This is a genomic window from uncultured Lamprocystis sp., assembly GCF_903933125.1.
Taxonomy (GTDB): Bacteria; Pseudomonadota; Gammaproteobacteria; order Chromatiales; family Chromatiaceae; genus Thiodictyon.
Window position 1 is genome coordinate 1 of record NZ_CAIZIZ010000267.1, and the last position, 7,304, is coordinate 7,304.

6 protein-coding genes are annotated in these 7,304 nt (G+C 64.8%); 3 read left to right on the top strand and 3 right to left on the bottom strand.

Features of this window, described 5'->3' with window-relative positions; genetic code table 11:
- Window positions 1–168: 168 nt before the first annotated feature.
- Window positions 169–411, bottom strand: a complete 243-nt coding sequence (locus QZY03_RS13225) for a prevent-host-death protein (protein WP_295581734.1) — start codon at window positions 409–411, stop codon at window positions 169–171.
- On the opposite strand from QZY03_RS13225, the gene QZY03_RS13230 reads away from it, so the two are divergent.
- Both QZY03_RS13230 and QZY03_RS13235 read left to right on the top strand, forming a co-directional pair.
- On the top strand, window positions 335–2,347 hold the full coding sequence (locus QZY03_RS13230; protein WP_295581736.1) for a hybrid sensor histidine kinase/response regulator: 2,013 nt from the start codon (window positions 335–337) through the stop codon (window positions 2,345–2,347). The two genes, QZY03_RS13225 and QZY03_RS13230, sit on opposite strands and share 77 nt — an antisense overlap.
- Window positions 2,348–2,506: 159 nt before the next feature.
- Entirely contained in the window at window positions 2,507–3,382 is an 876-nt protein-coding gene (locus QZY03_RS13235) for a sulfotransferase (RefSeq protein ID WP_295581738.1), read from the top strand.
- 42 nt (window positions 3,383–3,424) lie between these two features.
- Here the strand turns inward: QZY03_RS13235 and lpxC are convergent, their stop codons facing one another.
- Window positions 3,425–4,363, bottom strand: a complete 939-nt coding sequence (lpxC, locus tag QZY03_RS13240; RefSeq protein ID WP_295581740.1) for a UDP-3-O-acyl-N-acetylglucosamine deacetylase — start codon at window positions 4,361–4,363, stop codon at window positions 3,425–3,427.
- Window positions 4,364–4,458: 95 nt separating this feature from the next.
- On the opposite strand from lpxC, the gene QZY03_RS13245 reads away from it, so the two are divergent.
- Window positions 4,459–4,911, top strand: coding sequence for a hypothetical protein (locus QZY03_RS13245; RefSeq protein ID WP_295581742.1), 453 nt, complete (start codon window positions 4,459–4,461; stop codon window positions 4,909–4,911).
- Window positions 4,912–5,511: 600 nt separating this feature from the next.
- Here QZY03_RS13245 and QZY03_RS13250 read toward each other — a convergent pair.
- Window positions 5,512–7,140 carry a hypothetical protein gene (locus QZY03_RS13250; protein WP_295581744.1) on the bottom strand — a complete coding sequence of 543 codons (1,629 nt, stop codon included), beginning with the start codon at window positions 7,138–7,140 and terminating at the stop codon, window positions 5,512–5,514.
- Window positions 7,141–7,304 lie beyond the last annotated feature (164 nt).

The window sequence follows — 7,304 nt, forward strand, 5'->3', positions numbered from 1 at the left end:
CCGCGCCGCCGCTGGTGGACGGCGCTGCGCTTGTCCACCGACGATGCCGCGTGGCCGGAACCGGGACCAAGACGTCAATCGCGTACGATAAGGCGCCTGCGTCGACACCCCCAATGCAATTGCTTGTCCCGGTCCCGCAACGCCTCCTAACGCTCCCAAGTATCGCCCTCAAAGACGATCGAGCGCACCGATGTCCTCCGCCAACTGCTCTTGTGGTGGTCGGTGACCGGTGCCAGCGGCGTGCGTAGCAGCGGAGCGGGCGATCTGGGCCATCAGTGAGCGGTCTTGCAGGACATAGAGCGTTTCCTGCTCGCGCTCCCAATCCTCGGCGCTGATGACCACGAAGTCGGCGCCGTCGCCGGCCGTGACTTTCAGTGGCTGCTGGTCGGCGATAATCTTTTCGACATGCATCACCTATGCGCTGGACGGCGCCACGTATCGGATCATTGCCGACCTGACCGTCACCGGGTCCGACGCGGCACGGGTCGCCATCCTGAACTTCATCCCCACGCGCGGGCTTCATGGGGCCTGGCGTTTCCTGTGGGGGTTGCCGCTCGCCACGCTCCTGGCGCTGATCGCGGTCTTCACCCTGGATTACCGGATCGGCATGCCGCTGATGCAAGGCATCGCGCTGGTGTATTCCGTGACCTTGCCGCTGTTTTCGCTGACGGCCTGGCGCCATGGTTTCCGGCCGGCCAGCTACGCACTGGCCAGTTTCGGTCTGTTCTATGTTGTGACCGTCCTGCGGATCGGTGTCCTGATCGGCTGGTGGCCCGCGTTCTATGGCATCGACTTGTGGCTGCTCCCCCTGGCCGGAGTGCTGATGTCCAACCTGCTGCTGATGGCCCAGATGGAGCAGTTGCGTGAATCGCGCGCCACGCAACTCACCAATCTGGCCGAGCTCGCCGCGGCCCGCGATGCCGCCCACCGGGCCAACCGGGCCAAGGGCATGTTCCTCGCGCGGGTATCGCATGATCTGCGGACCCCGCTTCATACCTTGTCCGGATATCTGGAGCTTGCCCAACGCGAGGGTCCCAGCGGTGCGCTGAAGCGCTATCTGGAACTGATCGCGGTCAGCGGCCAGAAGATGCTGAGTCTCATTGATGAGTTGCTGCAATTTGCCCGGGGCGAGGAAGGACGCCTGGAATTGAACGCCAAACCGACCTTTCTGCATCTCCAGATCCAACAGGCGGCCGAGCAGGCGGAGGGACTTGCCGCACGCAATGCCAACCGGTTCATTCTCGATCTCGATCTCGATCTGGAGATCCCGGTCGCGGTCCTGGATGGGGAGCGCCTGCACTCGGTCCTGATGAATCTGCTGAGCAATGCCTGCCGCATGACCTATGGCGGTCGCGTGACCCTGTCGGTCGTCGGCAAGACCGCGGGTCGCGTGGCGCAACTGCGGTTCGCGGTGAGCGACACCGGACCAGGTATCGCGCCGGAGGACCAGGAACGGGTCTTTCTTCCCTTTGAACATAGCCGTTCGGACGCCGGCTCCACCGGGCTCGGACTTGCCATCGCCCGCCAACTGGTGCGACTGATGGGCGGCGAGCTGAGCCTCAAGAGCCGTCCCGGCGAGGGCGCGACCTTTTCGTTTATCCTGACGGTGCCGCTGGCCGATGAGTCCGAGGTGCCGCCCCCCGCCACCTTGGCCGCCCCTTTTGGCTACGAGGGAAGCGTGCGGACTCTGCTGGTCGTCGACGACGTACCCGAGAACCGGGTCTTCTTGCAGGACCTGCTGACCGGCATGGGGTTCGATTGCCTGTTGGCGGAAGGCGTCTCCCGGGCCTTGCGCCTGGCGGAGGAACACCGACTGGATGCGGCGATCGTGGATCAATACCTGGGCGACGGGGACGGCTGGGAGATCCTCGCCGGTCTCAAGTCCAGCTGCCCCGCCCTCCCGGTGATTCTGCTCTCCGCCACACCGGCCGACCCGTCCCGGCGGCAGTCCTCGGCCTGGTCCTTTGATGCCGAGTTGCTCAAGCCCCTGCGGATTGAAGCACTCACCCGGGTCCTGGGCGAAGGGCTGCACCTCGTCTGGCAGACGCAGCGCCGAGTCGCCTCGACCCCGCCGTCCCCGTCCCCGGCGCCGGCGCCGGCGTCGGCGCCCGCCGCCGGACCGATGACAATGGCCGATCTGCTCACCCTGCGCCAGGCGGCTCACGAGGGCAGCCTGTTTGAAGTGGAGGACTGGATCGATTTGCGGCGGGATCGGCCGGAGGAGCGGACCTTCGTCGACCAGCTCTCGGTGATGGCCGCTGACGCCCAGTTGGGTGCGATCGTTCGGCTGGTGGACCAGCGCATGGCGGCGATGGATGCAGAGGACATACACTCGGCGGGCGCCTAGTCATCGGCGCGTAGGCATGCACCGCTACCGCCTCGCTCTTCACCCGACTTGCCCGGCACCTCCAGCGCGGCTAAGATCAGGGTCATATCCAGTCTCGGGTGGATGAATTTCCCGTCCGTCACCTGCGCTGTCCGCCACGGCCTCGATCACAGTCCCGCGATGCTTCCCAATTTTCTCGTCATCGGCGCCCAGAAAGCCGGTACCACCTGGCTCGACCGCAACTTGCGGGTCCATTCCGGGATTTGGCTGCCCCCGGAGAAGGAAATCCATTATTTTGATCTTCCGCCGATCCCTTTTGTGCTCTGCGCCTTTGCCCCCAACCGCGGCGACCGTCACTGGGTCATCAGGCGGATCGGGGCCGCCTATCGGAAAGCCAAGGCCCAGCCGCAACACGCGGCCTGGTATCGGCGCTGCTATCTCCAGCCGCGCACCGATCACTGGTACGCCTCGCTGTTCTCACCCGGTGACGGGCAGCTTGCCGGAGAGGTGGCCCCCCAGTACGCGCCGCTGCCCGAACGCAGGATCGCCGCGATCCACCGGCTCTTGCCGACGATCAAGATCATCTATTTGCTGCGCAATCCGATCGAGCGCATGTGGTCGCAGGTCGCCATGTATCATAGCGAGCGCTTCGGTTTTCAGGGAGTGCAGGCCGTCGATGAGCAAACCCTGTTGCGATTCCTGCAGCAGTCCAAACACCTGCGTCATTCGCAATATGTCACCAACCTGCAGAACTGGGCAAGACACTATTCGCCGGAACAGATGTGCATCCGATTTTTTGAAGAGATCCGCGACAGCCCCGAAACGTTGCTCAAGACCATCTTTGCGTTCCTCGGTGTCGATCGCGCGGACCGCCACCTCTCCGGCCTCGCATCACAGAAGATTTTTGCCCGCGACTACCCCAGTTTGCCGGATCAGATCGCCCGTGAACTGGCGCGCCTGTTGATCGGTGACATCGAGGCGCTCCATCGCCGCTTCGACAACCCCTACACCGCCGACTGGTTGGCGTCCGCGCACCGGTATCTCGGCACCGCTTGACGGCCGCCGCCGACGCGGTGCGAGGCCGGGAAGCGCGATGGATCAGGGCCGGACGCCGCCCGGCCCCGCGGCCCCGGCGTGGAAACCGGCCACCCCGTCAAAATTCAGCGTGATCCGTTCAAAGGCGTGGGGGCGGCTCATCAGTCGCTCGACCAGGGCATGGTTGAAGTCATGCCCAGGGCGCAGCGCGGTGACCCGGCCGATGATTGGGGCACCGGCGAGGGCCAAATCGCCGAGCAGGTCCAGTACGCGATGTCGCACCGGCTCCTGCGGCACGCGGGCGCCACCCAGGATCCGGTTACCCCACAGCAGCGCCACGTTGTTCGGCCGCGCCCCACGCAAGATCGGCTGCCGTCGCAACAGGCCGAACAGCATCGCCGGCAGCGCCCATTGGGGCCGACCGAAGCTACGTGCCGGCGCCAGTTCCGTCGTGAAGATTTCGGCGTCCGGCGCGCCGTCCCAATGCAGCGCGCCAAAATCGCGCAGATCCATGGTGACGGCGATCGAGAAGTGGCTGGCCGGCGCGATGCGCAGACAACGGCGCTCGGCCACGAACTCCACCGGTTCCAGCACGCGGATGGCCTGGCGCGGCACTGCCAAGGCGACACGACCCGCTGCTTCGAGTGCCCGGCACCAGGGCAGCGCGCTGCCGTCAAAGATCGGAAGTTCTTCACCTTCGATGTCCACCAGCACATTGTCGAGCCCGAATGCGGACAGGCTCGCAAGCAGATGTTCGACCGTCCGCAGCAGGCTTCCGTCGGGGCAACGCAGCGCCGTACAGAGCACCGCCGGCACCCGGTTGCTCCAGAGCGCCGCCACTTCCATGGCGCCACCCCGGCCATCGGTCCGCCGGAAGCGAACGCCGCTGCCCGCCCTTGCCGGACGGAGCGTGACGCGCGCCCTGCGCCCGGTATGCAGACCAGCACCGGCCAGGGTGACAGGGGTCGCAATGGTCGTCTGGCTTACAGGGCTTCGCGTCATGGATGGTCCTCCGGCCCGCGCCGGTTCAATTGCTTCAGAGCCTGCCAAAGCCGGACAGCCCGGCTGCAACGGCGGTTACCCGGAAGGCGTGGCGGATGCGCGCCTCGGCCTACCGTATCCCACTCGTGGACCAGCCAATTCCCCCGGAGATCGAACTGTGCGCGACCTTCCCGAACTCCGAGGTGCCGGACAGCCTGGTATTCGGCAAGTCGGGCCGGCTCTACGTCTCGCTCGCCGGTACGAACCAGATCGCGATACTCGATGCGGACGGTGCCGAGATCACGCGCATCAGCGGCCCCGCCGGCAGTTCGATTCCGGTCGACGGTTCCGCGACCATGGCGTTCGATAACACGAGCAAGTCATTGCTCGTCGCGAACCTGGCGATGGACTCGCTGGTTGTCGCTATCGCAGGCCACTTGGCGATACTCGATCAACATCAGGTGCGCTCCCGACCCCGCTTGGCTGAGATGGTGTTTATTGCCCCGCTGTATCACGTGGTGGGAATCCCGGCGCCACCCACCCTCGGAAGGCTTGCCATGCTGCTGTGAGAACCTCGACCAAAAAGCATCCGTCTGCCTATTCTCTACTCCGAGCACATCTTGCTCCGTCCTGGGAATCAAGTAAACTGTCCCCGGAATTCGCGCAATGGCTTGAGACGCCGCAGTTCCGCCTGCGACGGCGATGACGTTTCGAACAAACGGGCGGTTTACGATCTGCGGTAGGCCTCGAAGCACAACTTGCCTCCCGACGGATCACGCCGTCATGGACATCAAACCCCAAGAATAGCACCCGCTGGACGCTGCAGACCGGTATAGGCCCGCGGGTTGATAGACGATGCGGCACAATCCAGTCAGGCGATGCTGGCAAGCACGTCGGGCCTTGGCCGGCGTTCCGACCAGCGATAGTCTATCGGAGTCCAGGGCTTCAGTCTTGGACTCCTGCCGGGTGGCGCTTCGGCTGGCCTGAACCAGGACCAAGACCACCACGAACAGGGCTGCCGAGTTCCTCGGTGATCTCTACGTGGGACAGGTTCAGGCCAATGAGATACCGACACATATCCATGTCTCCAAGAGCGGATAGTGGCCTGCGAACACGGCTTCGGTCAAACCTCCGCCATCGCGCGCCCTTGGTGAGGAGTGGGGCCATCTTTAAGGTACAACGCCGACTGGAACGGTCAGCAACGGATTGTAAACCTGCACTGGAATATCCTCACCGGGAAAGTACCACTGGAGCTGGGCGCCGTCCGCGCTGAAATGCGGTCGTACCGCGTCGCTCGCGGCCTCTACTTCGGCGGGACAGGGCAGTTCTTCGGAGCGGTCGCTGTCTCGATCACCGAGGTGGATCCGACAGGTACTGGTCCCGCCGCCGCCAGTCTTGCCGGTCAGGTACGCCACGAAACGCCCGTCGGCACTGATGGCGGGGTGATGGCTGTCTACAGCAATGCCGGTGCCGTCCCGGGTCAGGCCGAGGGGCACGGCGGGGACGCCTCCCCACAATGTGTCGGCAACGATCTGCCGTCGGCCGTCACGGTGCTGCCGGTCGTAGAGCAGGTCCTGACCGGCCGCGTCGAGAGCCGGGTGGGCCGATGCCTGGTCAGCAGCGGTGGCGGTAAGACGCCGCGTCGTCCGGAAGGGCACTTCGTGCAGGAAGATGTCACTCACGCCGTTATCGTCGTCCGACACCAGGTCATTGGCTTCGCTCTGGAAAACAACCCAGTCGCCGAGGGCATCGGCGGCGGGGTAGCGGCTGGGGCCATTGCCGGCCGCGCCGGACGGCGCACGGCTGAGCAGGGCGAGACGCTCGTCGAGCAGGTCAAGACGATAGATGTCGCTGGTCCCGTTGCGGTCGGCGGGGTTGATACCCTGGGGGGTCTCAAACAGCAACCACTGACCCTGCGGGTCGAGCAGGGCCTGCGCCATGGCTTGGCGGTCGATGCCGCGGGCGGCAAGCCGCTCCTGGATCCATGGGGGCAGGGCGTCCATGCCGGTGAAGGGCAATGGCGCGGCAGCCGGCGCCGTTGCAACCGCCGCCCCGGCTGCGGACGCGGAGGCGGATGGGGCGGCAGGGGCCGGAGTGCGGGCCGCGGCGCTGCACGCGACTGCCCCGGTCTGGGCGCGGAAGACGGCGCCGGTGGCGACACGCAGACCCGGCCTATAGCGGTGGAACGGGGCACGGAAGGTAACGTTCGCTCCGGTTTGCACCATCACGCTGCCCTGCGTGGCGATGCTGGTTTGGGAGGCCCGCGTGTGTGTGCCGGGGCCGAAGGTGGCTCCGTTGATGGTCAGGGGGTCCGCCAGACAGGTTCCAGTGACAATGACGTCCAAGTGCCCTCCACCTGCGTCGTAATCGTCATTGCCGGCTTGGTATGCACTCACATCGCAGATCCCGGCGGCGAGGCCGGTAAGGGTGCTGCCGTTGGTACCACTGCAAGCGCAGATACCGGGGGTCATACTGTCGAAAATGATCGGGTTGTTGGAGCCGCCGCCAGTGGCGGACAGGATGCAAGTACCGCCGACCACGATGTTCGGACAGGGGGCGATCGTAACGATTTGATTCGCTTTGCCGATGCTGAAGATCTGGATTGCCGGTGGGGCAGGATTGTAGTTGTCGTCGCCGACCTGATCGGCGACGATGGTGCAGGTGCCGGCGGCCAGACCCGTGATGGTGCTGCCGTTGGTGCCGCCGCTGGTACAGACGTTGGTGCTCTGGCTGGTGAAGGTAACCGGGTTGCCGGAGTCGCCTCCGGCGGCGGTCACGATGCCGGTGCCGTCGACCACGATGATCGGGGCGGGACCAAAGGTATAGCGCCCTAATAAGTTATCCGGACTGAGTATTGCTATACACCGGCTGCGTATTTCGTCTCAGGCAATAAGAAAAACGATTTTATTCGATCTTTATTCTCTTGAAGAGATCTCAATGCCGACCGTAATTTTTTTAGCAA